A 23,870-nucleotide genomic window follows, 5' to 3' on the forward strand; every position below is an offset into this window, starting at 1 on the left:
GGAAAACAAGACAACGATTCAAGCTGACAAGTGGAAAAACGCGGCAAGCATGAAGGAAGCACTGCCCCTCGTATGGGAGGCGCTGCAGGTTAAGGTAGATAGAATGATCGAGCAGCTCGGGGATAAATCTCCGCATGTGGCTAAAGAAGACGGGATCTACGATGATATGCGGCATGATTGGTGGACATCCGGTTTTTGGCCAGGCATCCTGTGGATTATGCACGAAATGACAGGCAAGGAGCATTACAAAAAAGCGGCTTGGAGCTGGGACGAGAAGTTTGAAAAGAAGATGATCGAGGCTAACAACTATCATCATGATGTAGGCTTTCAATTCCTGCCGACGGCGGTTATCAAATACAAGCTGACAGGCGATCAGGACGGTAAGCGCCGAGGGCTGTTCGCGGCAAACTTCTTAACGGGACGCTTCAATCTGGCTGGTCAGTTTCTGAGAGCTTGGAATCAAGAAAAAATCGGTTGGTCTATCGTAGATTCGTCTATGAACTTGTCTATATTGTTTTGGGCTGCACAAGAGTCTGCTGATCCACGGTTTGAGCATGTAGGCAAGGCGCATGCTGATACGGTGGTGGAACACTTTATCCGAGAAGATGGATCTGTGAATCATATTTTAAGCTTTGACCCTAGGTCGGGTGAACTCATCGAATCGCTTGGCGGGCAGGGAGCAGGACCTCACTCTTCCTGGAGCCGTGGGCAAGCATGGGCGCTGCATGGCATGGCGAACACTTACCGCTACACAGGGGATGCCAAATATCTCCATGCCGCTAGACGCGTAGCGCACTATTTTCTAGCTTGCTTGCCTGAAGATTATGTAGCGCATTGGGATTTCCGCGCAGATGAATCATTGGAAGGCCTCCCGCGCGACACGTCTGCGGCAACCTGTGCTGCGTCTGGTCTGCTTGAGCTGGCTGATGCACTTCCAGCCGTAGAGGGCGCACTCTATAGGCGGGCAGCGGAACGGATCCTGCTTTCCTTGACCCAAAACTATGCGACATGGGATCAGCCGGAGCATGAGGCAATCCTACGTGGTGGAACTGGAAATTTACCCGCTGGGCAGAACATTGATGTTTCCTTGATTTATGGGGACTATTATTACGTTGAAGCCATTGCGAAGCTGCTAGGCTGGAAGAATCGTATTTTCTAGCAAACTGGCCTGTGATTAGCTAATTTCATTATGGAATTAGTGGGTCACAGGCCAATTGCTTTTACATGAGTTGCACGCGGAAGGTTAGTAGTTTGCAGGGAGGAGCCTGATAATGGGAATCTTAAAGTTAAAGAAGGAACAATGGAATGATTACTTTGATATGGGCAGAATTCTCCATGATGCGGAGGAGTCGCTTCAAGCCCCGATGATACATATAACAGATCATATTGCTCATGGAAGTCCAGGAGGCATGCATGACTATTATTCGAATGGAGACTATTGGTGGCCGAATCCGGATACGGAGGACGGACTGCCGTATATTCGCCGCGATGGCGAAAGTAATCCTGGCAATTTCGATCATCACCGGGGTACGCTTCGGCTTATGAGGTCGCATGTGGTCAAGTTGGCTTCGGCCTATCGGATTACTGAGGATGAACGGTATGCGGCAAAAGCGATACAGCTTTTGAAGGGGTTTTTCTTGGATGAACAGACCCGAATGAATCCGCATCTGCTGTATGCCCAAGCGATTCCTGGCGTATGCGAGGGAAGGGGAATCGGGATTATCGATACGCTCCATTTGATCGACGTTACGGTAGCTTTTAAAGTTTTGCAAAGGTCTTTAAGTGTGGAGGATGCTTTCAGGTTGAGCCTCGAGGATTGGTTCTCCAGTTACTTGAATTGGATGAGCACGCACCAGCAAGGTATTGAGGAACGGGACACGTCCAATAATCATGGGATCTGTTGGTTCGTGCAAGCAGCCGCATTTGGTCGGATGACTGGGAATCAACAAATCCTTGCTTATTGCCGGGAACAATTCAAGACCCGTCTGCTAGCTGAACAAATGGATCAGAACGGCAGTTTGCCGAGGGAATTGGCACGTACTAAGCCTTACGCCTATTCCATCTTCGCATTGGATAATCTGGTCACCCTCTGCCATATCCTATCGACTCCGAACGATAACCTATGGGATTATCAATTACTTGATGGAAGGGGAATCCGGAAGGGAATCGATTTTCTGACGCCATATTTAATGAATAAAGCTTCATGGCCTTATAGGCATGATGTGGAGTGCTTTGAAGAGTGGCCTGTAGGGATATCGTTTCTATTATTCGCAGGGCTTGCTTACGAATCTAATGATTTGCTGAAGCTGTGGCACTTGCTGGACAAAAGCCCGGCGAATTCAGAGGTGCGTCGAAATATGGCCATCAGACAACCAATGCTTTGGTTGTAAGAATGTAGAGGCAATGCAGTGAAGGGATGTCTGGTAACCAAGGACACTCCCTTTTTTATGTTTACATCCCTATTTGAATATCCAGATTAGGTAATGAGGGTGTGGAGTTTCGATTTTAAAGATGAATTTACGATTATGAAGATTTATTATCTCCATGATTTATATAAAATTGAAGGAGAGTGCGCACTCGACGACAATGAAAGGAGTTCAATGGTTGGAAGGTTTGGTTGTTCGTTAATGAAACCAAGATAAGAGGAGGATGTTTTAATGGGAAAAGGAAAAAAAGCAGGCATTGTTATGTTAATGATTAGTTTATTTCTTGCCATGATCCCTTTTTCAGGTTATGCTGCTGACGCTAAATTGTCGGTCGCAACGTCTGGCGTGACTGCGAGTGCGGATGATGGGAACGTACCTGCCAATACGGTGGATGGAAGCTTAACGACCCGTTGGTCTGCAAGTGGTGACGGGCAATGGATCAAGTACGATTTGGGCTCTGTAAAAAAAGTATCTTTCCTTAAAATCGCTTTTCTAAATGGGGATACGAGAACATCTAATTTTGATATTCAAATATCCACGGATAATGTTACTTTTACGACGGTTCAGGCTAACGTGACGAGCAGTTTGAATACAAGCTTGCAGATGTTTGATTTTCCGGATGTAGACCCCGTCCGTTATGTGCGGATTGTTGGACATGGCAACTCTGTCAACGCATGGAATAGTTACACAGAGGTTGAAATTTACGGAGACACTTCTGTAAGCGCTTCCGCGGACGCGAAGTTCTCCATCTCCGGATCTTCCGTGACCGCAAGCGCGGATGATGGGAATGTGCCTGCTAACACAGTGGATGGAAGCTTGACCACACGTTGGTCTGCTAGCGGAAATGGGCAATGGATCAAGTACGATTTGGGTTCGAATGTCAAGGTCGCCTTCATTAAGATTGCATTTTTAAGCGGGGATACAAGAACTTCTAGTTTCGATATTCAAACTTCCACAGATAACGTGAATTTTACAACGGTTCAGGCGAACGTTACGAGCAGTTTGAATACAAGCTTACAGACTTTTGACTTCCCAGATGTAACGCCAGTCCGTTATGTGCGAATTGTTGGACATGGCAACTCCGTCAACACATGGAACAGTTATACTGAGGTAGAAATCTATGGAGTTGTTCCTGTTACTCCTGGTATACCTGTTTCCACATCCGGAGAGTTAGCAACGGCCTTGAGTAATGCAAGTGCGGGTACTACGATCGTTCTCGCTAATGGGACCTACTCACAAACAGGCCCCTTCGTCTTGAGCAACAAAAACGGCACAGCAAGCAGCCCTATCACGATCAAGGCAGCTAATCAAGGGCAGGCGATTATTTCTGGCGGGGCGTCTCTCCAAATTCAAAACTCATCCAATGTCGTTATCGAAGGGCTTAAATTTACAAACTTAGGAAATACTGCCCTTCTCCTTGATGGATCCAATAACATTCGAGTTACTCGAAATCAATTCGCGCTGCAAGCAACCGGAGGAACCCTCATCTGGCTTCAGGTTAGCGGAGTCAATAGTCATCACAATCGAATCGACCATAATGACTTCGGTCCCAAGAGCGACATGGATCCTCTAATTGCCTATCAAGGTGATAATAACGGAAACATCTCTCAGTATGACGTCATCGAATATAATTACTTTCATGATGTGGGTCCATGGGTGGCTAATGGTAAAGAAACGATACGCCTTGGATTATCGGGAATCTCCTTGTCCAATGGATTTAATACTATCCAGTATAATCTATTTGAGAACTGCGATGGCGAACCCGAAATCGTTTCTGTGAAAAGCAGCAACAACACGGTTCGTTATAATACCTTCAAGACGTCCAAAGGAGGACTCACCTCAAGACATGGGCATAACAATTCATTTTACGGAAACTATTTCCTTGGTGATGGTGTAGAAACGGAAGAAGCGGGAATCCGTATTTATGGCAACGACCATAAGATATACAACAATTACATGGAGAACCTCACGGCTAACGCCATTATTCTTGACAATGGTAATTATGATGGGGGCACGAGTGGGTATCCTTCCAATCCAACGCCTGATGACTTGAGAGCGCAGTGGAAAATCTACCGAGCGCAAGTCGTCAACAATACGATCGTTAATAGCACGACAGGAATTGTTGTTGGTTCCAGTAAAACGTATGCTACTCAGGACAGCAGAGTGGCTAATAATATCGTGAGAAATTCCACGGGTACCTTGTACGATGAAGTTGTGACCACCAACACCGTATTCGAAGGGAATATGGGGTTTGGCAGCACAGTTAGCAATAATAGTTCGAGGACGGCTGCCCAAATTTGGGGAATCAATCCGTTGTTAACAACCGTTAACGGGTTGCAAAAATTGTCCGCTACCAGTCCGGCGATCAACGCTGCTTTAGGAACCTACACCTTTGTAACAGAGGATATGGATGGAGAAACACGCTCCACCACGGATATTGGTGCAGATGAACGGTCTTCAAGCACATCCTTTGGGAAACATCCGTTGGTTGTAACAGAGGTTGGACCGAATGCGCCATAAGTAATGATTAAATAGTTTAAATGAAGATCGCAACAGCTTAGGCTGTGCGGTCTTTTTTCCATGTAAGAAAGTATAAGTTTTCGGTTCTCATAACCGCTTTCTTATGTGGCCACACATCCTTGACCTTGATAAAGGTTTTCTCAACCGTCCATTTCGTGTCGATTCTCCAATATAGTCGCTCCTTCTGCCATGTAGCTCAATATTTAATGTTCACCCACCTGTGAACATATTCACCAGATTGTAGCGGAACGTAGATGCCTTATTTTACTCAAAAACGCGTATATCACGTTTTCGCGGAACGAGGAGCCTCTATTTCCGCTTTCGAGGCGAAAAAACCGGTAAAACGCCAAAATAACGCCCCCACGTTCCGCTTACCGGCCCTGTATCAGCATAATCACCGAAATAGAGGCTCCTCGTTCCCTCCGATCCTCCGATTAGCAGCTTATATGTTCGAAATCACTCCACAGAGTTGGATCTGACCAGCTGTTTATCAGTATTTGAATAGAAGCCTATCTACCTCACGTAGCTGCTGAATGACTTTAAGGGGCGGAGTAATCAGTTTTTCTTATAAAACTTGATAATGATGGAAAAGCCAAGTAGAGTTTAAGTGTAGGAGTTGAAAGTGGGGGGTTGTTTTATTTGAAAAAACTAGGTATTGCTTTGCTGATCGTCTCAGGGGTTGCTCTATTGTCGGCATTTACGATTCCCTTCTTCATTCATAACGGAAGTGAGATGGCTGGTTGGATCGCTGGTCTTCTTATTGTTAGCGAAATTGCGTTCTGGACAGGCGGCATCATTCTTGGTAAAGAAGTGGCGAGAAAATATAGACGGTACTTAAATCCTAAAAACTGGTCGCGAAAACAGCATAAGTCGAGTAACGATGGAGAATAAAGAAGAGATACTTCAGGAAAGTTTAGTTTTTTTCTTAATTTCAGGTATACTATAACCTGCAGATGAAAAAGGGGTGGTCCAATGTTTACAATGACAAGTTACACTGTGGAATTAGTGAAAGATCCATTTGGGATATTGACGGGGCAGCGATATGAATTTCTCATAGATATTGAAGTTGAGGAAGATGATGAGCTTTACTCCGAAAGCGGATTATATATTAGAGCGATCTATAGCGTGGAAGAGGAAAAGTCCGGAATTATGAAATACGAGCTATATGAGAAAACGACACAACTCTATTTGGATTTTGATTTAGAGGATGATGAAGTTGCCGCAGTAGAAGCGTTTTGTAAAGAGCATTTTCATGAAGGAAATGATTAAGTAAAATGAACAGCCATTCGAGATGCATGCATCTTGGATGGCTGTTTTTCTTCCTATTGAATCAAGTATCAACGCGGTGTATTTATCCTTTTTCGGACTGTTTAGTCAAGAAAATAATGAATAAAAAGAAAACCCCTCACGTAGTAAGGGATTTTCATCAAGTTCAGGCGTACTTCTTATCCTTGAAGGATGTCTTCCACCTTTTGCAACACATCTTCCGTCAAGCGGATGCCGCTAGCTGCGCAGTTTTCAACGACTTGCTCAGGGCGGCTAGCACCAACGAGAGCACTTGCTACATTATTTTGTCTGAGAATCCAAGCAATGGCCAGCTGAGAGACCTTGATGCCAAGCTCGTCGGCGATTCCAGATAATTGTGCCACTCTATTCAAAGAAGCTTCGTTTAATTGCTTATCGCTCCAATTCTTACTGCTTGCTCGGCTATCGGCTGCGATGGGTTGTCCTGCACGATATTTGCCTGTAAGAAGCCCCTGTGCAAGCGGCGAGAAGACAACCTGGCCGAATCCCTTAGCCTCACCAAGTGGGATAATTTCTTTTTCGATGTAGCGATTAAATAGGTTGTAGATCGGTTGATTGACAATGAGCTTATCTAACAAAAGCTTGTCTGCAATGGCATATGCGTCGACAATCTGAGCAGGCGTCCATTCGCTAACGCCGATGTAAAGTACCTTGCCTTGTGTGACCAAATCGTCCAATGCACGCAAAGTTTCTTCTAGCGGAGTTTCAGGGTCATAACGGTGGCAATAGTAAATATCAATGTAATCCGCATTCAGTCGACGTAGACTGGCTTCGGCCTGTTCTTTAATATGCTTGCGGGATAAACCGCGATCATTAGGACCATCGCCCATCGTATTAAAAACTTTGGTGGCTAGAACATAGGATTCCCGTGGATAGGAAGCAAGTGCTTTGCCCATGACTTTTTCTGCTTCACCACGTTCGTAGACGTTAGCTGTATCAAAGAAATTAACACCCAAATCATAAGCTTGTTCAATCGAACGGACGGCAGGGTCTTCCCCGACATAACCGCCGTATGTGAGCCAACTGCCAAGACTGATTTCACTGACTTTGAGACCGCTGTTACCGAGTTTGCGATATTGCATGATTGTTAACCTCCTAGTGCAATGTGGGATAAGTACTATCTATTAGTATAAAGACATTCCCCGGTTTATGTAAGAACTGACAAATAGGTGATTTAGTTACCTGGAGGTGTGACGCTTACTTCAAGGTAAGTATAAAAGTGATCGGGAAATCAAAAGAGATGAAGACAATCTGCTCTGTAGCCAAAAGAAAGCTTTTCAAGTAAAATGACGTTGAAAGGAGGAGGTATTCATGTTAGCTTCCCTATTTGTTGGCATCGTAGCTATAGAGCATATCTACATTCTAATATTGGAAATGTTTTTATGGACGACACCTCGCGGTTTGAAAGCCTTCGGAATGACGAAGGAACAAGGCCCAGGAAACCAAATCTCTTGCTGCTAATCAAGGTTTATATAATGGATTTCTTGCAGCTGGTCTTGTATGGGGACTCGTTCACCCTGATGCATCCATGGGTCGTTCCATTGAGATTTTCTTCTTAATCTGTGTGATTATTGCTGCCTTGTATGGCGGGGCAACTGCAAAAAGGTCGATTTTGCTAGTACAGGGTTTACCTGCGGTTATTGCTCTTCTTTTTGTCCTTCTGTAAGATCACCACTACATAAGTAAATAGACATAGAAAAGACTTACATAGGTAAGGTTTTATCGCAATAAATAAGGGAAGTCCCTATAGCTACTGGGGACTTCCCTTATTTATTAGGCATACTTCACTACTTTATTTTTGCCGCTCGTTTTTGCTCGGTACATGGCTTCATCCGCCTGTTTGATGAGCTCCTCGGCGCTTAGACCATTCTTGTACTTGCTGTAGCCGATACTTGCGGTTACGATCGTTTCTTTTTCGATTCGACTGCGAACGCGTTCCGCAAAGGCTTCCATTTTGACACTAGGATCTGTCACCATGACGACCATCTCTTCGCCACCGTATCGGCCGGCAATGCCGCATTCTTCGGCTTCTTCTTTCATAATCAGCGCAACTTGCTTGAGCACATCGTCCCCCATCTGATGACCTTGGGTATCATTTAGCTTCTTGAAGTTATCAATGTCGCTAAATAAAATGTACACAGGCAAATGCCGTCCAACATATTGGGAAACGCGATTATAGAAAAATTTGCGATTATATAGACGTGTAAGCCCGTCCGTTATGGATGAATTATAAATGGCCTGCATAAGCTCTACGACACGTTCAAAGAGCAGCATAAATAATAAAAAATAATAAATAATCGGTAAGACATTGGCTGCAATGGATAACAAAGGCTGAACGTTCCCATACATATAGGCATTTACAAGGTGGACAGATTGAATGAAAAAGTAAACCGTCAGTGCCATTTGATATTTGACCTGTTGGCCGATGTACGGTGGAATTGTGTAGAAACAAAGAAAGATCAGTACAAATACATAGAGCTCTAGACCAATATCCTGAAGCAATCTAACTTGCTCATGCGTCCCTGTATACATATTCGGCACACTGAAATGAAGGATAGAAACGACAAAACCCATAATCATTAAGCCATAGAAGAATATGTACTGCTTACGATTCGTACGATTGTATAACTGATAGATCCCCATATTTATAAGGATAAAGGATATTATTTTAAGCATTAGCAGCATGTAGGCGGTTAAACTTGTATCAATGTTGCTGAGTGATAAATATAATTGTAATAGGTAATGAATGCCTACTATAACTAGTGAAATGGTCATCGACATGTAGCCTTTTTTGCGACGGTCTAGAAATAATCGAAGAGAGATCACGAACATAAGGGCAACAATGACAACGATAATGGCATTCGATAATAATGAAGCTAAATCACCGAAAAGCAGATCAACGACGTTCATACTTTCCTCCAAAATACCCTGTTTTTCGACATGTAGTGACTCTATTATAAAGGAAAATGCGAGAGAGGGATAGAATCGATTGTTAGGGCTCGAAGGTGTTCTCTTTTCTATTCGGCGCACACAAGTTACAATAAGAAGGTAAGCTCAAGGATTTGGGAGAGGGGCTCATGCAATGAACATATTGCAAGCATTGTTTTTCCCCCCGGAACAGCCGGGTGGGGTGTCATCCATGGTTCCCTATATATTGGACCGTTTTAATAAAAAAGGCTGGGAAATGGAATTATTTTCGCTACCTAAGCGGATTCGAGGCAAGGGTACTGAGGAAGTGGAGTTCGTCACTTTTGATTGGCGGAAGTATGCCGGAAACCCGATCGTTGATAAATACATTCAGACGTACAAGGATTATGTTTGGTGGACGAAGCTAAGAATTTCCAAGAAGTATGATATCATCCATGCTCATCATCCGATTGCGGCACTTGCCATGAAGCAGATTTACCCCGAAACACCCGTCATTTTAACCATTCATTCTAGCTTTGAGAGAGAGCTTATTTTGAATGGACGCATTCAGGAGAATGGCGTAGAGCATCAATTCCTTACTCAAATTTACGGGGAGCTTGAAGCGAGAGTCGATCAGATGATCACAGTCTCTAATTCGTTCAAGCAATATATGGCGGAATATGTGCAGGATAGTGAACGGATTGGCGTTATCCCAAATGGTTTTGACGAAAAGCGTTTTCGTCCGATTTCACATGAAAATCCAGTTACGCAGTTCATAACTGTTTGCCGTTTAGTGCCTGCCAAAGGGCTCGATACGCTGCTGATTGCTTGCGGAGAGCTGAAAAAACGCGGTCATCCCTTCGTTTTACATATTATTGGTGATGGACCGAGCCGAGAAGAGCTGGAGAAGCTCGCGATTCAGCATAATATTTACGAAGAAACGATTTTCTATGGCTATATGCTGCATCCAGAAGAATTTATGCCGTTCTTTGATGTATTCGTTCTGCCATCGCGCGCGGAGGCATTCGGGTCTGTATTTGCAGAAGCAGCACTGTGCTGGTTAGCGTTAATAGGAACTGATGTCGGAGGGATCGCTGAGCAAATCGAACATGGACATAACGGCTTGCTTGTACCGGTTGGTGATGCGATGGCGCTTAGCCATGCTTTGGAAAAAGTCGTCATTGATCCTACTTTCCGCTATAATTTGGCACGAACTGCTTGGGAAAAGGCGAAGAAAACTTACTCTTTAAACCGTGTGCTGCGGCAGCTTAAAAGTGTATATGAGAGTTATCCTATCGCTGCTCAATCAAATAACGATGATAGTGCGGATAGTGAAAAAAGCTGAATTAGGAAGGCGTTTGAGACATGAAACGACTGCGGTTTATGCATGCCGCCGATCTGCATCTGGACAGTCCGTTCAAAGGCATGTCGGCGCTGCCTGAACGGGTTCGTGAGCGAATACGAGAATCGACGTTTGAAGCGCTCAAGGAACTCGTGGCTTTAGCGATACAAGAGCAGGTAGATTTTGTACTCATTAGTGGGGATGTTTATGATTTATCTGATCGTTCCTTACGCGCTCAAATTCGCTTCCAGAAAGCACTGGAGCGATTAGCTGACAGGGGAATTCCTACTTATATTATTCATGGAAATCATGACCCGGAGGATGGACGTGCCGCGAAATTGGATTGGCCGGCAGCAGTCCATTTTTTTGCGTGCGACCAAGTGGAGACGATTAGCGTGGAAAAGCCGAATCGCGGCATCATCGCCCAGATTCATGGCATTTCATATCGAAGCTCGGCTGTTACGGATAATTTAGCTGTCAAATTTAAAGCAGGCCAAGAGAACGTATGTCAGATCGGCCTTTTACATACGAATGTCGACGGTGATCCCGGTCATGATAATTATGCCCCTTGCAGCAAGCAGGATTTGCTTGAAGCGGGTATGAACTACTGGGCATTAGGCCACGTACATACGAGGAATGTGCTTCATCAGCAGCCGGCGATTGTTTACCCAGGGAACCTGCAGGGCCGAAGTATTCGGGAAACAGGACCACGTGGGTGTTATATCGTCGATATGTCTGAGGATGGACGAGCTGAGCTAACCTTCCATGCGTTGGACCAGGTTCGTTGGTTCTTAGAGCAGCTGTCGGTGACAGGCATACAGACCGAGCAGGAATTGAAAGACCGGCTCGGGGAGCAGCTCGAGCGTATCCGGTCTGAGGCGGACGGCAGAGATGCCGTCGTCCGTCTTGTTCTGGAAGGGCGCAGCGCGGTGCATGGCTTGCTGCGCAAAGGGCGGGCATTGCAGGAGCTGACCGCCGAACTGCGTGAGGACGAAGCCGAGCGGAGCCGCTTCGTCTGGGTGGAATCGATCGAGGACCGAACGGCAAGTGAGCTCGACCTCGAGGCCTTACAGCAGGAGAAGAGCTTCCTTGGCGACCTTCTGCGGTATTCGGCTGCGCTGCAAGGCGACGACGAAGCGCTTGCTTTGTTTGCAAGCGAGGCGCTGGCCGCGCTGCAGAGCTTGCCGCAGGCAGCCGGTGACCCGGCTGCGGCGGAGCCTGAACGGTTGCGCGAGTGGCTGCGCGCCGCACAAGAATTAGCCGCGGATCTGTTGTCCGCGGATGGGGGGGGACATGGATGAGAATCGTATCCATGCAGGTTCAAGGCTTCGGCAGCCTGCGCGAGCGGCAGCTTGATACGGACAGCCCATTGGTGCTGTTTTACGGCGCCAACGAAGCGGGCAAGAGCACGCTCATGGGCTTCGTCCGCGCGGTGCTGTTCGGCTTCCCGACTCGTCAGAGCCGGTTGGAACGCTACGAGCCGCTGGGCGGCGGCGCGCATGGAGGCGCGCTAACCCTGCTCGATGAGCAGGGTCAGCTCATTCGCGTCGAGCGCTACGACGCGCCCGCCGCAGGCGGCAGACGAGCCTCTGCGGGGCTCGTCAAGGTTACCCTCGGTGATGGCACCACCGGGGGCGAAGACCTGCTGAACACGCTGCTGGGCGGCCTATCGGCCGACCTCTTCCGCAGCTTGTTCGCTTTCGGTTTAACCGAACTGCAGGAGCTGCGCACCCTGCAGACGGACGAGCTCAGCGGCTATCTGTATAGCGCTGGGCTTGGTGTGAGCGGCTCGGCCATCATGGAGGCCGAGCGCAAGCTGACGGCGCAGGCCGACGGCCTGTACAGACCCCGCGGGCGCAATCAGGAGATGAACCGTCTCCTGAAGGAGCTTGAGGGTCTGGAGCAGTCGCTGCGCCGCAGCCGGGACCCAGCAGCCGACTACGATCGGCTGCGAGCGGAGCGCCGCTCCGCGGAGGAGCGCATTGCTGCCCTGGAGGGGCAGCAGGAATCGCTGCGCGCGGAACTGCACAAGCTTGGCCTGGCCGGCAAGGCGCGCAGCGGATGGATCCGCTTGCGTCAGATCGGCCAGGAGCTTGCGGCGCTGCCTGCGCTGGCGGGCTTCCCCGAGCATGCCTCGGCGAGGCTTGACGCGCTCGAGGCAGAGCTGGAGCGCATTCATGCGGAGCGCGCTCGGCTCCTGCTGCGGCAGCAGGGACTAACGAGTCAGCTGCGCGCTATAGAGCTTGTGCCTGATCTGCTCGAGCATCAGATTGAGCTGAATCATTGGCTGGAGCAAGCAGCCACATATGAAGAGAATAAACGCAGCGTAGATCAAATGCGCGTGGAGCGGGAACACCAACGCGCGCAGGTAGATAGGCTGCTTAAACAAATAGATGTTCACTGGGAGGAGACAGATTTAGCCTCTTTCTCGGTAACGATTTCGCTGCGTGAACAGGTACGAGCTTACAAAGACCGGTTTCATAAGTCCAAGGAGAGTGAGCTGCGCGTCAGAACAGAGCTTGAGAGTCTGCAGCAGCAGGTGGAACGCGTCCAAGAAACGGTAAGGAGCTTGGAATCCGATCTACATAAAAGCGGGGTAAGAACAGATGGTTCAGCCTCTCCTGGTTGGGGAGGAGCAGATCCATCTGCCACCTTGCACCAAATAGCGAGAGATTATGCCAGGTGGCAGCTGCTTGTGAGAGAGCTTGCCCATCAAAAAGAACGCGATGCTGTGGAAAATCAGTTCCAGCTTAGTCTGGAAGAGGCGGCGAAAGCAGGCAAAACGGCCTCACGGAGACTGCGTCAACGCATCGTTGTCATAACCGGCCTTTTGGCCGTCTTGGCGCCATTATTGCTGTTATGGCAGGGCAGCTGGCTGGCAGCTCTCTGCGCCTTTCTTTTATTTGCTGGTACTGCGCTCTATTTACTTGTTTCTGATCGTGCAGAGACAGAGAGCCGCTCTTCCCGAGTGATGACTTCATCCCCGATCAGGGATGAAAGTCTGAGTGATGAACTTCGCTTGCTGGAACGCCGCCTTCAAGAACAAATCCAACCTTTTGCCCAACAGCAAACGGGCTACGGTGAAGCTGCGGCAGCATCAGCTGCTCATTCGTGGGGCCGTTCCGCATCATTGTCTCTTGAAGTTCTCCAGCCACAATTGGATGCTTGGATGCGTGAAGCTGAGCAAAATAAACAGCAACGAAGCGAGCTGCTTCGTAAACTAGAGAAGCTGCAGGACACGAAGGAGATGCTGCAATCTCTTCGGCAGCAAGAAGATCAGCGTAGTGGATACTTCGAGCAGCTTATGTTGGAGTCAGATCAGCTCCAGTTGGATTGGAATCATTGGCTGCAATCGCTGGGACTAAGTACACAGTTATCAGCAGATGCCCTGTTAGAAACCATCCAGACGATTGAGCAAGGGCAGGAAAGTCTTCGTCAGCTTCATAAGCTGGAGTCCAAGCTTGAGGTATTAGTAACAAACATCGATCATTACGAAAAGACAGTCGGTTCACTTCTTCGACTTTCACCGGTGACACGGCAAGAGCCCGTATTCGCGCTCAAACGCTGGAAAGAGCAGGAGCAAGAACAAGTGAAGCTGCTTACGGAGAAGAAGCATGGCGAGCAGTTATATTCGGAAACCGAGCAAGAACTGCAGCTTCTACAGACCAATGAGCAGCGTACACAAGGCCGGTTGGACCAGCTTTTACAGGAAGCGTCTGCATGTGACGGTGAAGAACTGCGTATTCATCAGAGAGAGCAGGAAGAACGCAGGAAACTGATGGAAGAACAAACATTGCTGGAATCCTCGCTCGAAACGTTACTTAGCCGATCCTTACTTCCCAGCTACACCGAGCTTTTGGAAACCCAAGGAGAAGAGGATATCTCACTTCAAATGACATCCCTCCAAGGTCAGTTAACCGATACTGCCCATGAAACGAATGAACTTCGGGAGGTCGTTGGCAAGCTGGCGGGGCAAATTGAGAAGCTGGAGCAAGGCTCAGAACAGGCCGATCATCTTCTTCAGGCTGAAGCATATCGAGCTACCATTCGGCAGCAAGTGGATCAATACGCCGTAGCTTCTTTTGCTTCACTGCTGATGAAGAAAGCCCGCGAATTTTACGAGCATGAACGGCAGCCTGGCGTGCTTCTGCGAGCATCGGATTACTTTGCGAAAATGACGAACGGTGCCTTCTCTCATGTCAAAGCGCCATTCGGAGAGCAGCGGCTAGTGGCCATACGAGCGAATGGAGAGTCGCTGGATACGACTCAGCTTAGTCGGGGAACGGCAGAGCAGCTCTACTTATCCATGCGCTTTGCACTCGCCCAGGAGTATGCTTACAAGGCTATTTTACCGCTGGTGATGGACGATATACTCGTCAATTTCGATGAGGAACGAATGGAGAGCTGTTTACGCGTTCTTGCAGACATAAGCAGCAAGCATCAAGTGCTGCTCTTTACCTGCCACAGCCACGTGCGGGATGCGGCAGCAAGAGTTATTCCCGGAAATCGCTTAATTCGTTTGTAGAAGCGTTGCAATGGAGGAATCGGAATTGGAATCAGGAAACGATAAGAAGAAAGAGCATCGGGAAATCACCTATCAGGTCGGATGGAAGAAGGGGAAGATCGAATGGAATGAAGGGGCATCGGAATCTTTAGCCGACAAAATATCCATAGAAGATGAGGGGCATGTTGGAGAAAAGCGTCTGCAGCTGTTTTGGCTTCCAGCCATGAATCTTCCTAGTTGGTTGCTTCTCCCCTTACTTTATTCGCTTCCCGTCTTCTGTTTCCTATTAACGCTTGTTCTCATTTATGGGTTGCGTCATGGCTAACAGCGAGTAAGGATTGAATGAAGGGGGGATCAGCTTTATGAACATGCTATTAGCTATTATAGGTGGCCTGCTTGGCCTTTTTGTAACAGGGGTTGCCATATATACAGCTTGGATGGTTCATCAGCTTTGGAAGCAGCAGGCGGCAGCGCCAAAACCAGCAGGTCAGGTGGAAATTGCCGTCAAATACTTTTCAAAATGGACGGTCTTTGATTACGCGGTCGTTTTACTGTTTATTATCGGTCTTTTACTATTGTTAGCCGAACTATTTGCTGTTTGGCGAGATCAAACGGCTATTGCCAATTTCCATTTCTCCTACCTGCTCATAGGAATCATTATTTCTGCTATGGGCATGCTTCTGTTGTTTGTACGTTTGATCGTCGTTCTTGGTTTTATTCAGTCAGGTGCTCTACATCGCACGGTTACGATTGCGCCAGATCATCAGAACGAGCCAGACAACACTGATAAAGCCAAATAAGGGATACAAAGCGGAAAGAAGTATTTTGAAACCAATTTGACTGATTAGATAACTAAGTATTAGGATACTAACGAGAATAACCTTAGGGTGCAGTTTCATGCGCTGTTGAAGCTGCTGGGACAAGCCGTAGGCGTCAGCAATGAAGGTCGTGAAAATTTCACCATAAATAACGAGTAAATAAGCAATTTGCGGTACGGATCCTAGTCGGGTAATAATATTTCCCATTGGGATCTCGAATTGTGCGATACCTGGCATTTGCGCGGATAGTGCGTAATGTGCAGACAACAGGAGCAGACCAATGCCTGCACCTCCAAGCAGTCCGCCCCAGTAAAGAACGGATCGATTGCGAATGGACGCTCCCATTGGAACGAGCACGGCTTGGGCCATGGCTAAATTAAAGGCGGTATAGAGGAAAGGTGCAAACCATATTTTTTCTAGTGGATCATCACTAGTAATGCGCAACCAGTTTCCTGAAGAAGGCGAATGCCACGTATAAATGACGATGACCAAGCTGAAGAGCAGCATGATGGGAACGACGATTGAATTCACGGTCATAATGGCGCCAATTCCGCGGGATAATACGAAATAGGCGAGCACCAATGTCACGAAGAGTCCTGTTTGGTATGAGAGGTGCAGCTGTTCCTCAAATACGGTTCCGCCCCCAGCGAGCATGACGGTTGTAATCCCAAAAAGGACGATCATCATAAACAAGCTAATGGCGTTACCGATTCTTTGGCCAAAAATGGCTCGATTTAAATCCTCATAGGATGCGGCTTTCAGATCATGAGCCATCAGCATGAGTTTAATGCCAATCCAGATGAAAAGGATGCTGGATAAAGCAATCGTCAACGAGGCTAGCCAGCCGTAACGTGTGAAAAACTGCAGGATCTCTTGTCCAGAAGCGAACCCTGCTCCAACAACCGTTCCAATGTAGGTAAAGGCAACACGGACGATCTGTGAACCTGTTCGCATAGATTGCCCCGCTTTCTTTCGTTTGATATAGTACAAGGTATGTTCGGGATCCCACGCGCATGACTGGAACTTGGGGCAAGCTGTCATTTCTGTTAGAATGGGATTGAATAAGACGAAGTACAATGCGGGAGTGAGTCTTTTGTGAAGGAATTTCTATATGATTTCATAAGTCATTATGGATATATTGCTTTATACCTTTTGCTGTCTGCTGGAATCGTTGGGGTACCCGTACCAGATGAAACCCTAATGGCTTTCGTGGGTTCGCTAACGGCACTTGGAGGTCCCTTTGAGTTTGGAACAGCGTTAATTGTGATTTATGCCGGCACGATGACAGGAATGGTTGTTAGTTATTTAATCGGTCATCGCGTGGGTAAACCGTTTCTTTATCGGTATGGCAAATGGTTTAAACTAACACCGAACCGGATTGAGCGGGCCGAAGGGTGGTTTAAGAAGTATGGGCTCTGGACTGTTTTCTTTGGGTATTTCGTGCCGGGGGTACGTCATTTCACTTGTTATTTGTCAGGTGTAAGCGGGGTTAAGTTTTATAAATATTTGTTCTTCGCGGGTACAGGAGCTCTGCTGTGGTGTACAACCTTCTTAACATTAGGGCATTTTATTGGCAGTAACTTGGAGGGTTTATTCCAATTGATACATAAATACATGGGAATAAGCTTATTGACTATAGCGGTTATAGCCATTATTGGAACGGCCATTTACTTCCGCTTCCGGAAGCGGAGAGCGATATGATTCCCGTACACATGAAATAAGACCATGAGTGCATCCTATAAGAGGAGCATTCATGGTCTTATTTTGTATTCTTTGCGATTTAATGGTTCGCGAAAAGTTTAATCGATTGGATGGTGCCCTCCGTCGGATCGATATCGAGCTTAAGCAGTGTTCCTTGCGATTTGTAGGAAAGAACATAAGTGGAGTTAGTGTCCGGTTTGCCTAGAATGTCAACAGCTTCTTGGACTTTCTGACCGAGGCGCAATCCGCGTAGCCCAGGATCAATCTCCGTGGAATGTACGTCAACAAACTCAAGAGCATCCTTCTTATTGAAGCCTACGGAGAAATCCGTGAAATCATAGACTTGAATGGCGTCTTCATCTGCATCCATCACGAATTGTTTCTTCGCCTTCCCAAAACGTTCAAGCACAACGTCCTTACTCGTTCCGAGCTTCAAGCCCATCAACGTTGGTTTCTCCTGTTGGTACGCATCCTCTGCTTTAATCTTCGGCTTAGCGGTTGGCTTCGAACTCGCAGATAATGGGGGGATGTCGGTTAAATCCGTTTTGGACGTGCCTGCGACTTGTGCCTCGTGCTTCGCCGTGTCTTCCGGCGTTGGCGAAGGTGATGCTGTCGCTGTTGATACTACGATCGCAGGAGGAGTGCTTTCTGCAATAGGGTTATTTTGTACATGGTTAGTTGGATCTATAGTAGGCTGTCCGGAAGGAGCAGATGACTCTTGGCATCCAGCTAACAGTAAAGAAGCAAATGCGACTGGCACAAAGCCAAGCATGACAGGTTTAAGCAGGTTGTTCATCGTCATCTATCCTTTCTGCCGAATAATTGGAGTGAAAATTGCAACATTACTAATCATACTGTTTTCTGGTTCTATTTCAATGCATCAAGTTACCCAAATGTGAGCAATTGTAGACAAATTTCAAAATGCTGAACCTTATATACATATAGACACCTTGAACAGAGTAAAAGTTTCACTTCAAAAGAAGGATATTCACAAATTGGGACTTGAAACCTACTTCATCAATATGGTAACTTACTCATAATAGACAGGTTTAGGGGGCTAGAATCATGGAATTATTAAAACAGCGGATCCTAGAGGTCGGTGTAGTCGTGTCGGATCAAGTGCTAAAGCTGGATGCCATACTTAATCATCAGGTTGATCCTGTACTCATCATGGAGATGGGGAAAGAATTTGCAAGATTATTTAGAGAAACGAAGCCTGACAAGGTGCTTACCGTAGAATCGTCCGGTATTCCGATTGCCTATACGACAGCTTTACATCTTGAGGTTCCCATGATATTTGCACGTCGGAAGAAGACGTTGACGATGGATCAAGATACATATAGTGAGCGTGTGCCATCCTTTACCAAAGGGATTGTTACGGATATTATGGTATCCTCTCATTTGCTTCACAAAGGCGAGCGAGTTCTGCTGATCGATGATTTTATCGCGAATGGAGACGCAGCACGCGGATTAATTCGTATCATTGAAAAAGCGGAAGCTGAGCTTGTTGGTGTAGGTATTGCTGTAGAAAAATCATTCCAAGCTGGCGGAAGCTCGATTCGAGAGCGTGGAATTCGTGTGGAATCATTAGCTCGCATTTCCTCGCTTGCAAATGGGCAAATCACTTTTAACTGATTTTACAATTTGTTCATGACTTCCCTCAAACCGATTTATCCTTTATAATGAGTATATGGTATGAGAGGAGGCTGACATCTATGGGTATCGAAAATGGTTCCATTGAATATTTTATGACAAAGCTTGGGGAAGCCAAAACACATTTTGAACGTGCGCTAGATTGTAAGCATACAGAGTTTGATGACCTGTATCCGTATATGATCGAACACCCTCAATTTTTCTGGTACAAACGATATGTAGCATGGTCCGAGTTGTTAACGATCGTAAAGCTCTGCACAGAACTGACTATCGAGTGGGAACAACATTTCTCTGCCGCACAAGTGGAGTATATTCAGAAGCGCGTAATGTCCAGCAAAGTCCTTGATTTCTGGTACGAGACGAATGATTCGAAGGAACATGTTAGTTAATTTATGCCCATATAAGGAAGAGGCCAGTGAATCCGAAGAGGATTCGTTGGCCTTTTTTTATGATCTAAATGGTGTTGGTTTCTTGGTTTAAGCTTAGTTTTGTTAGATTGGGGGAACTACAATTCGCTATTTTTGGAAATATGAGCTAAAAAGTGGATTAGCGGAACGTGAGGGCCTTATTTGATGAAAATTGAACAATTAAGGGACCAAAACAGTGAAATAACGAATCGTCGTTCCTCTTAACCGTGAATTCGGGTGTAAATCGCATAATAGAGGATCGACGTTCCCTCACGGAACGGTGTCAGAGGCTTTCTCGGATCCGGTGAAGCGGGGCTCTGACTCAGACGTATGCTCTGTTTATGGCTATGCTTCTAACTCTAACTCTACTCAGACGCCATTTTCCAGTACATTCATGCTTTCAATATGCCTTTTCGTTTGTTCAGAACCGAGCTTGTGAAGGGTTCGATATACTTCTGTTAAATAATAATCGTATTCCTGATTGGTCTCATTGGAGTAATAAACTTTCCAAGGAAGCCAAGAAGTTGCATAACTGCCTTGGGAGGAGTTATCGGTTTCCTCGAAAAGCTCTTGAAGCTTATCAATTTCTTCTTCGGTTGCTGAGATCTCGAATTCGAAATTAAGTGCTCCTTTGTCTTCCAGAACTTCCCCCGTGCCAACGTTGATGTAGTACGTCTTTTTATCCACTATAGAACCTCCCATGGAGTAAGTTTGCTTTTTTGTGTTAACTTTGTTTCGTCATTAGTTAAGTTAACCTCAGTAAAGCGGTTTTATGTAAAGTTTGATCTAAATGCAAATTGGTGTATGCTAATGATGTACATATGAAATGTTGGAGGTAAGTTAATGATATCGGAAGAACAGCTTGATCACTATAGAGTTGAAAGCACATTATTGCGTGTTATTCGGGACGTCAGTCCAACGAATGATGTGCGTGGAATAGTAGTAGCTTGGGATGACGAGAGCGTGTTAATTCGCAAAAAAAACCGCAAAGTAGTCAAGCTCGCACGTAATTATATCTATCAACCATATGAAGCCGAAAGACCTCCTGAATTTATGCTTCCGCAGGATCCCATCGAACCAGATGGCGTTTCTGATGACGAATAAGGACGCATGGATGGGATCCATGGAGGTTCCTATCTCCGGTATTCGCATGGACTTGGTTAGTTCCCACCAAGGTCCGTACTTCCGGATTTGCAGCGACAATCCGCTGCGAACGCTGAATTCTTCGCCATGGGGCGGTGGATTCGGCACGCATAAGGTAATGATGAACCGGCAGGTGGACAAGCTGTATAATGAGGCGGATCCGCTCCGAGAGATGGAGGAATTCATCCAGCGTGAGGGTTTGAATCCCCAAGAAACAGCGGGTATGCTGACCGCGGCGAAGGTAAAGGACGTTGGCTACAGCACCCTTACCTGGGAAACGGGCGAAGACGGTGTTATCGGCGAATTCGGCCAGGAACTTGCGATGAAGCCAGATCATGAGCCCCTTCAAGTTTGCTCGTGGGTTACGGTGGGGCTGGGGAATAAAGCAAGAGCAGGAGCTGAACTCCCTGCCGCTTCCCTTTACCCTGGAACGATTAACACGATTGTCGTTATAAACGGTTGCTTAACCGATGCGGCCATGGTTAATGCTGTCATTACGGCAACGGAGGCCAAAGCTGCAGCTCTACAAGCATTAGGTATCCTCGTTGAGGGTCAGCCTGCAACAGGAACGACAACCGATGCCGTACTTATTGCTGCTACGTGCCGTGGCCAGACCTATCGTTACGCGGGTACAGCGACAGCAATTGGTTACTTGATCGGAAGGACGGTATACGAAGCCATCATGCATTCCGGACAATTGTATGAACAAACGCCCTACTAATCCATGTGGATAAGTAGGGCGCTTGTTCCTTTTGGTTGGCTCCCGCATTTGCATGAAGCATTCAAGTTTTGTTAGTTAAGTTCTACGGAACACTCCGAACGCAGCTGCGGTTGCAATCGTGCCTAATCCAGACTCATCCTCATCTTCACTTTTGTAGTTCGGATCATGCACAATGGCTTCAGCTTCACCTTCCGTAAGGTGCCTTTGATTGCCTGTATATTTCGGTTCCAAAGCACGAATTTCTTCCTCATTCATAGGTCATTCCTCCTTTGCGAATAGGGTTAGGAGTGAAGGGAAGAATTATTCACGAATTGTAAAAGTATCGTTGACTAGCTCTCATTTCCCATGTTATATTAAGTTTTGTCGCAGCTATTATGACTTCGTTCATAGAGCAGCGTATACGCGATCATGGCGGAATTGGCAGACGCGCACGGTTCAGGTCCGTGTGGGCTTACCCCCGTGGAGGTTCGAGTCCTCTTGATCGCATCAAGCAATAACCCTTTCAGATAAGTCTGAAGGGGTTGTTTTTGTTTTTATGCAACCATGTTCGTCTTTTTCATCAATTTGGGATTTGGTTATTGAGCTCTAATGTTTTAAACGCATAGATGTATAGCGGCTTTCATGAAAACTAGGTATAATACATAGTATAGATTGTACATCATTACAAAGGGGCTGATGTTTCATGGATAGAACGATTACGGTTACGCATTCTGGCAGTTTTGCTCATGTGCTTCAAACGTTTGCAATTTCCCTGTTGGTTTCCTTCCTAGGGACATTGATCGGTGCAATTGTCGTTCCGCCATCGATGATCATGCTTTTCATCATTGCTGAGGTGGTCATGCTGGTGGTCGCAATCATCATTCGTGTTCGCGGCAAGCATATCGGATACGGCTTTCTTTATGCATTTACCGCGATTTCAGGGGTTACTCTGTACCCAGTTATTATGGCGTATGGCGGTTTGCTGGGGGCAAATGTAGTATCTGGCGCTTTCTTCGCAACTGCAGCAATTTTCGGCGGACTTGCCTTTTATGCTCATCGTTCGCAGCGTGACTTCAGCTTTCTAGGCGGCTTCTTATTTGCCGGGACGATCGGACTCGTGCTAATGAGTGTAGTCGGTATGTTCGTTAACTTTGGTTCTGCGATGAACCTAGTATGGTCGATGATCGGCATCTTGATTTTCAGCGGTTGGGTTCTCTACGATGTAGCTCAATACCGAAACGGTGTATCGGCGGAAGAGGTCCCACTTGCAGCATTAAATATTTATCTCGATTTCATTAATCTCTTCTTGTACATCTTGAAGTTCCTAGCCTCAATTGTTGGGTTAAACAGGGATTAAACAGATCATCAGAGACACCAAAAAGCACTTTCGTCTCTCACCGTAAGGTGGGAATCGAAGGTGCTTTTTTGCTTGAAGCTATCTTAGGAGATCGAGCTTGGGCTTGACCTGAACTTGAACAGAATGAAAATAGGAAATATCTCCGCGGAAGCTTCGATTAATTTCGAGCAGGGTATGCAGGATTTGGATGAGTTCAGCATGGTTTAATCGGACGGTTGCTGTCTCCTCCTGCTCGGTTCTGCTTAATTTGACCTCGAGTAGATGATTGGATTCGTCCATTTGAATCTCTAGCTGCTCCGTTAGCAGCATCTGTTTCCACATCCAAGTCAACACCTCTCTCTCTACTTACTCTAGTGTATGCTTGGATAACGTGAATAGACGTGTAAGACTGCGCTATGATCAATGGATTTTTAAGAAACAAGCACGATTTCCTTTCTCTGTTCATACAATTTAATGATCCTATAAGGGGAGAGAGGAGATGACCTATGGCGGCTTGCAGCACATGGACGTATAGAGGGATTTCGTCTTCGGTATTCAAAGCCTTACAACAAGTCGGCAGAAAGCAGGGCATTACGATTCCTAATACAACACAAGGCAAGTTCATGGTAACGGTGGTTGGCATGAATGTCGGATTTCAATATGCGTGGGATACGAATGCTCATACCTTGTTATTGCAGTGTGATAATAAACCGATGCTGCTCGGTTGCAGCACGATTAAATCTTTTGCAGACAAAATCATTGCGGAGAGTGGCGGCAAAATCGGTTAATCCCCTATATCCACCTGTCTTTTGCAAGTTTAAGCTCCTGTCTCTGTGGTTAAAATAGGGATAGAAGGCAGGTGGACATATGGCAAAAAGCGATGATCTGGTTAAGTACATAACGCAGCAAGTCGTCACGTATATAGAAACACCAAAGGAAGTTCGTCAGCAGGTTAAAGCGATGAGCAAGGAACAGCGGGAAAGCTGGCAAACACGCTGGTTCGGCATGCTGCCGCTGGCCACACGAATGCTGATTGATCAGGCAAAACCCAAAAAATAAAATGACAAAGCCTCTTCACCTATCATCGGGAGATTTCGTTCATCCGGAT

General features: G+C 46.6%; 25 protein-coding genes, 1 tRNA gene and 1 pseudogene. 20 read left to right on the plus strand and 7 right to left on the minus strand.

What is annotated here, in order from left to right; translation table 11 throughout:
* Positions 1–49: 49 nt before the first annotated feature.
* The 5 genes from ASG85_RS13965 (at position 50) to ASG85_RS13985 (ending at position 6,215) form a co-directional block, all read left to right on the plus strand.
* Positions 50–1,159: a glycoside hydrolase family 88 protein gene (locus tag ASG85_RS13965; RefSeq protein WP_063860290.1), complete on the plus strand. Its 1,110-nt coding sequence runs from the start codon at positions 50–52 to the stop codon at positions 1,157–1,159.
* A gap of 112 nt (positions 1,160–1,271) precedes the next feature.
* Positions 1,272–2,390 (plus strand): alginate lyase family protein, encoded by a 1,119-nt coding sequence (locus tag ASG85_RS13970; RefSeq protein WP_060646543.1) that lies wholly within the window; start codon positions 1,272–1,274, stop codon positions 2,388–2,390.
* Positions 2,391–2,657: 267 nt separating this feature from the next.
* Positions 2,658–4,946 (plus strand): chondroitinase-B domain-containing protein, encoded by a 2,289-nt coding sequence (locus ASG85_RS13975; RefSeq protein WP_082588079.1) that lies wholly within the window; start codon positions 2,658–2,660, stop codon positions 4,944–4,946.
* A gap of 639 nt (positions 4,947–5,585) precedes the next feature.
* Positions 5,586–5,837: a transporter suffix domain-containing protein gene (locus ASG85_RS13980; protein WP_057306896.1), complete on the plus strand. Its 252-nt coding sequence runs from the start codon at positions 5,586–5,588 to the stop codon at positions 5,835–5,837.
* An 81-nt stretch (positions 5,838–5,918) separates the two neighbouring features.
* Complete coding sequence (locus ASG85_RS13985) at positions 5,919–6,215, plus strand: DUF6509 family protein (protein ID WP_057306895.1); 297 nt, start codon at positions 5,919–5,921, stop codon at positions 6,213–6,215.
* A gap of 176 nt (positions 6,216–6,391) precedes the next feature.
* On the opposite strand, the gene ASG85_RS13990 is transcribed toward ASG85_RS13985, so the two are convergent.
* On the minus strand, positions 6,392–7,333 hold the full coding sequence (locus ASG85_RS13990; protein ID WP_060646544.1) for an aldo/keto reductase family protein: 942 nt from the start codon (positions 7,331–7,333) through the stop codon (positions 6,392–6,394).
* A gap of 229 nt (positions 7,334–7,562) precedes the next feature.
* Here ASG85_RS13990 and ASG85_RS13995 point away from each other — a divergent pair.
* Positions 7,563–7,917: pseudogene (locus tag ASG85_RS13995) on the plus strand (DUF1304 domain-containing protein).
* A gap of 107 nt (positions 7,918–8,024) precedes the next feature.
* Here the strand turns inward: ASG85_RS13995 and ASG85_RS14000 are convergent.
* Positions 8,025–9,161: a GGDEF domain-containing protein gene (locus ASG85_RS14000; RefSeq protein WP_057306892.1), complete on the minus strand. Its 1,137-nt coding sequence runs from the start codon at positions 9,159–9,161 to the stop codon at positions 8,025–8,027.
* A 172-nt stretch (positions 9,162–9,333) separates the two neighbouring features.
* On the opposite strand from ASG85_RS14000, the gene ASG85_RS14005 reads away from it, so the two are divergent.
* From ASG85_RS14005 to ASG85_RS14025, 5 genes are read left to right on the plus strand one after another with little or no spacing between them, the layout of a single operon-like run.
* Positions 9,334–10,503, plus strand: a complete 1,170-nt coding sequence (locus tag ASG85_RS14005) for a glycosyltransferase family 4 protein (protein ID WP_057306891.1) — start codon at positions 9,334–9,336, stop codon at positions 10,501–10,503.
* A gap of 20 nt (positions 10,504–10,523) precedes the next feature.
* The gene (locus ASG85_RS14010) at positions 10,524–11,801 is read left to right on the plus strand and encodes a metallophosphoesterase family protein (protein ID WP_057306890.1); all 1,278 of its coding nucleotides are present in this window, start codon (positions 10,524–10,526) and stop codon (positions 11,799–11,801) included.
* Positions 11,798–15,025 carry an AAA family ATPase gene (locus ASG85_RS14015; RefSeq protein WP_057306889.1) on the plus strand — a complete coding sequence of 1,076 codons (3,228 nt, stop codon included), beginning with the start codon at positions 11,798–11,800 and terminating at the stop codon, positions 15,023–15,025. The genes ASG85_RS14010 and ASG85_RS14015 overlap by 4 nt, the downstream gene beginning before the upstream one ends.
* A gap of 25 nt (positions 15,026–15,050) precedes the next feature.
* Entirely contained in the window at positions 15,051–15,329 is a 279-nt protein-coding gene (locus tag ASG85_RS14020) for a hypothetical protein (protein WP_057306888.1), read from the plus strand.
* 37 nt (positions 15,330–15,366) lie between these two features.
* The gene (locus ASG85_RS14025) at positions 15,367–15,804 is read left to right on the plus strand and encodes a hypothetical protein (protein ID WP_057306887.1); all 438 of its coding nucleotides are present in this window, start codon (positions 15,367–15,369) and stop codon (positions 15,802–15,804) included.
* Here ASG85_RS14025 and ASG85_RS14030 read toward each other — a convergent pair.
* A complete protein-coding gene (locus ASG85_RS14030) occupies positions 15,736–16,776 on the minus strand; it encodes a hypothetical protein (RefSeq protein ID WP_057306886.1) in 1,041 nt (346 codons plus the stop codon). The genes ASG85_RS14025 and ASG85_RS14030 overlap by 69 nt on opposite strands.
* Before the next feature lie 141 nt (positions 16,777–16,917).
* Between ASG85_RS14030 and ASG85_RS14035 the strand changes: the two genes are divergently transcribed.
* A complete protein-coding gene (locus tag ASG85_RS14035) occupies positions 16,918–17,523 on the plus strand; it encodes a DedA family protein (RefSeq protein ID WP_057306885.1) in 606 nt (201 codons plus the stop codon).
* A gap of 79 nt (positions 17,524–17,602) precedes the next feature.
* On the opposite strand, the gene ASG85_RS14040 is transcribed toward ASG85_RS14035, so the two are convergent.
* Positions 17,603–18,319: a hypothetical protein gene (locus ASG85_RS14040; protein ID WP_057306884.1), complete on the minus strand. Its 717-nt coding sequence runs from the start codon at positions 18,317–18,319 to the stop codon at positions 17,603–17,605.
* A gap of 269 nt (positions 18,320–18,588) precedes the next feature.
* Here ASG85_RS14040 and ASG85_RS14045 point away from each other — a divergent pair, with 269 nt between their 5' ends.
* Together ASG85_RS14045 and ASG85_RS14050 are read left to right on the plus strand one after the other, a co-directional pair.
* Positions 18,589–19,158, plus strand: coding sequence for a xanthine phosphoribosyltransferase (locus ASG85_RS14045; protein WP_057306883.1), 570 nt, complete (start codon positions 18,589–18,591; stop codon positions 19,156–19,158).
* An 80-nt stretch (positions 19,159–19,238) separates the two neighbouring features.
* Positions 19,239–19,565, plus strand: a complete 327-nt coding sequence (locus tag ASG85_RS14050) for a hypothetical protein (RefSeq protein WP_057306882.1) — start codon at positions 19,239–19,241, stop codon at positions 19,563–19,565.
* Between the two features lie 387 nt (positions 19,566–19,952).
* Here ASG85_RS14050 and ASG85_RS14055 read toward each other — a convergent pair whose 3' ends face one another.
* Positions 19,953–20,270, minus strand: coding sequence for a hypothetical protein (locus ASG85_RS14055; protein ID WP_057306881.1), 318 nt, complete (start codon positions 20,268–20,270; stop codon positions 19,953–19,955).
* 156 nt (positions 20,271–20,426) lie between these two features.
* Here ASG85_RS14055 and ASG85_RS14060 point away from each other — a divergent pair, with 156 nt between their 5' ends.
* Both ASG85_RS14060 and ASG85_RS14065 read left to right on the plus strand, forming a co-directional pair.
* Positions 20,427–20,687: a hypothetical protein gene (locus ASG85_RS14060; RefSeq protein ID WP_057306880.1), complete on the plus strand. Its 261-nt coding sequence runs from the start codon at positions 20,427–20,429 to the stop codon at positions 20,685–20,687.
* The gene (locus ASG85_RS14065; protein WP_063860285.1) at positions 20,677–21,447 is read left to right on the plus strand and encodes an adenosylcobinamide amidohydrolase; all 771 of its coding nucleotides are present in this window, start codon (positions 20,677–20,679) and stop codon (positions 21,445–21,447) included. The genes ASG85_RS14060 and ASG85_RS14065 overlap by 11 nt, the downstream gene beginning before the upstream one ends.
* A 75-nt stretch (positions 21,448–21,522) precedes the next feature.
* Here ASG85_RS14065 and ASG85_RS14070 read toward each other — a convergent pair whose 3' ends face one another.
* Entirely contained in the window at positions 21,523–21,702 is a 180-nt protein-coding gene (locus ASG85_RS14070; protein WP_060646546.1) for a hypothetical protein, read from the minus strand.
* Positions 21,703–21,849: 147 nt separating this feature from the next.
* Here ASG85_RS14070 and ASG85_RS14075 point away from each other — a divergent pair.
* Together ASG85_RS14075 and ASG85_RS14080 are read left to right on the plus strand one after the other, a co-directional pair.
* Positions 21,850–21,933 (plus strand) — tRNA-Leu (locus ASG85_RS14075).
* A gap of 196 nt (positions 21,934–22,129) precedes the next feature.
* Entirely contained in the window at positions 22,130–22,783 is a 654-nt protein-coding gene (locus ASG85_RS14080) for a Bax inhibitor-1 family protein (protein WP_060646547.1), read from the plus strand.
* A 78-nt stretch (positions 22,784–22,861) separates the two neighbouring features.
* Here the strand turns inward: ASG85_RS14080 and ASG85_RS14085 are convergent, their stop codons facing one another.
* Positions 22,862–23,104 (minus strand): hypothetical protein, encoded by a 243-nt coding sequence (locus ASG85_RS14085; RefSeq protein ID WP_057306876.1) that lies wholly within the window; start codon positions 23,102–23,104, stop codon positions 22,862–22,864.
* A 164-nt stretch (positions 23,105–23,268) separates the two neighbouring features.
* On the opposite strand from ASG85_RS14085, the gene ASG85_RS14090 reads away from it, so the two are divergent.
* On the plus strand, positions 23,269–23,550 hold the full coding sequence (locus ASG85_RS14090) for a hypothetical protein (RefSeq protein ID WP_057306875.1): 282 nt from the start codon (positions 23,269–23,271) through the stop codon (positions 23,548–23,550).
* A gap of 79 nt (positions 23,551–23,629) precedes the next feature.
* Entirely contained in the window at positions 23,630–23,821 is a 192-nt protein-coding gene (locus ASG85_RS14095) for a YqzE family protein (protein ID WP_057306874.1), read from the plus strand.
* Positions 23,822–23,870: the final 49 nt, after the last annotated feature.

This window comes from Paenibacillus sp. Soil724D2 (assembly GCF_001427935.1).
Lineage (GTDB): Bacteria > Bacillota > Bacilli > Paenibacillales > NBRC-103111 > Paenibacillus_E.